General features: G+C 71.1%; 2 protein-coding genes and 1 pseudogene. 2 read left to right on the top strand and 1 reads right to left on the bottom strand.

Translation table 11 applies throughout. From position 1 onward, the window contains the following. Positions 1-71 precede the first annotated feature (71 nt). Both G6028_RS11580 and G6028_RS11575 read left to right on the top strand, forming a co-directional pair. Entirely contained in the window at positions 72-725 is a 654-nt protein-coding gene (locus G6028_RS11580) for a carbonic anhydrase (protein ID WP_179524500.1), read from the top strand. Between the two features lie 56 nt (positions 726-781). After that, the gene (locus tag G6028_RS11575; protein WP_182639751.1) at positions 782-1,432 is read left to right on the top strand and encodes a hypothetical protein; all 651 of its coding nucleotides are present in this window, start codon (positions 782-784) and stop codon (positions 1,430-1,432) included. A 57-nt stretch (positions 1,433-1,489) separates the two neighbouring features. Here G6028_RS11575 and G6028_RS11570 read toward each other — a convergent pair. Next, positions 1,490-1,976 (bottom strand): annotated as a pseudogene (locus G6028_RS11570) (DNA integrity scanning diadenylate cyclase DisA); the annotation flags it as partial.

Genomic DNA, 1,976 nt, shown 5'->3' with positions numbered 1-1,976 from the left:
GGACAGCAGGGCGGAGGTGTCGACGGAGGTCACCGTGTCTCCGCGGGAGCGGGGTGTGCACAATATGAGCCATGCCTCATACCGATCCCATCAAGGCCTGGGCCTCGCTCCGCGACGGCAATCATCGATTCGTCGAAGGGCAGATGCGTCATCCCAGCCAGAATACCGAGCGGCGGGAGAAGCTCGTCGCGGCGCAGCACCCCAAGGCCGTCCTGTTCGGCTGCTCGGACTCCCGGGTGGCGGCCGAGATCATCTTCGACCAGGGTCTCGGGGACCTCTTCGTGATCCGCACCGCCGGCCACATCAGCGACTCGGCGGTGCTCGGCTCGATCGAGTACGCGGTCCACGTCCTGGAGACCCCGCTGATCGTGGTGCTCGGTCACGACAGCTGTGGCGCCGTCAAGGCCACGGTCGACGCGCTCAACACCGGTGAGATCCCGCCCGGGTTCCTGCGTGACGTGGTGGAGAAGGTCTCGCCCTCGATCCTCAACGGTCGCCGCGAGGGGCTCAGCACCATCGACGATTTCGAGGCGCGCCACGTCCTCGAGACCGGCGAGCTCCTGCAGCAGCGCTCCAAGATCATCAGTGACCGGATCGACGCGGGGCGGCTCGCGATCGTCGGTGTGACGTACAAGCTCTCGGACGGGCGCGCGTATCTGCGCAGCGCGTTGGGGGAGGTCGAGGACACCCCCCACGGTCCGGGTGAGGAGATGATCGCGGTCTAGGGACACGCCGCGAGGGGGATCCGGTGCGGCGCCCGCTCGGCCCTAGAGTTGGGCCCGTGCACGAACCCCAGGGCTCCCTACCGCGCGAAGTCTATGTGCGTCGCCGCGTCGCCGCCGTCGCCATCGCGGTCGTCGCCGTCCTGGCCGTGGTGCTGGCGCTGTTCCTGGCCTCCAGGGACAGCGGCACGGACACCCAGGAGTCGGCGGGCGGCGGCGAGGTCGACACGGCCGAGGCGGCCACCACCTCGGAGACCACGACCACCGGGACCACCGCCCGGGATGACGGCGGCGCCTCGCGCGGCCGGTGCGCGGACGAGGACTTGAGCCTGGAGGTCTGGTCCGCCGAGCCCAACGTCCCGGTCGGCGAGGACGTCCGGTTCTTCGTCAACATCCTCAACACCTCGGACACCACGTGCGACCGCGACCTCTCCGAGGCGCCGCTGTCCTTCGAGGTCTACCGCCTGGACACCAACGTCAAGGTGTGGTCGAGCATCGACTGCACCACCCCCCGCGAGGACGACGAGGTCGACCTCCGCCCCGGTGAGCCCGAGCCCCGCCAGATCGACTGGACAGGCCGCCGGTCCGCGGAGGGCGCCTGCTCGGAGGCCGATCGGACCCCGGTCGAGGTGGGCGCCTACCAGGTCTACGCGCTGGTCGGGAACGTCTTCAGCCCGGCGGCCACCTTCAACGTGGTCGAGGGCGACTGACCGTTCGGGGTGTCGGGCGCGACTGGCATCTGAGGCAGGCGCCGCGGACGCCGTCCGCTAGGTCGACCCGAGGCCGGTGAGCCACTGGCGCACGTGCCGGGCCCACAGGGCGCCCACACCCTCCACGTCCGCGAAGTCCGTCTGCTCCGCGGCGAGCAGCGCCGGAACCGAGCCGAACCGTTCCACCAGGGCGGAGATCTGCACGGGCCGGAGTCTGGGGATGTGGGCGAGCATCCGGTGACCCCGTGCGGTGACGTGCTCGTCGAGGTCCTCCGGCTCCGCGGGCAGCCCCAGGCAGCGTGCGACGGGGCCGGGCAGGAGCAGGTCGGCGTCGGTCAGGGCGGCCAGGCGCTCGAGGCCGGTCGTCACCTGGTCGGCGGTGGGGACCGTGCTCCCGCCCGCGGGGTCCACGGCGAGGTGATCGGCGACCAGGCCCCACAGCTCGTCCGGGGTGTCGGCCAGCAGTTCCTCCAGCTGGAGGGTGGTCTGGCGGCCGTACTCGCCCATCTCCACGGTGAGTTCGGCCAGTTCCGCGCCGAGGCGA

It is taken from the genome of Dietzia cercidiphylli (genome assembly GCF_014145145.1).
GTDB classification, from domain to species: domain Bacteria; phylum Actinomycetota; class Actinomycetes; order Mycobacteriales; family Mycobacteriaceae; genus Dietzia; species Dietzia natronolimnaea.
The sequence above is the reverse complement of the archived record's forward strand: the minus strand, read 5'-3'. Positions and strand labels throughout refer to the sequence as shown.

Bases quoted from the DNA above. Each gene is read 5' to 3' on its own strand.
- G6028_RS11580 (WP_179524500.1), top strand. From the start codon at position 72: ATGCCTCATACCGATCCCATCAAGGCCTGGGCCTCGCTCCGCGACGGC.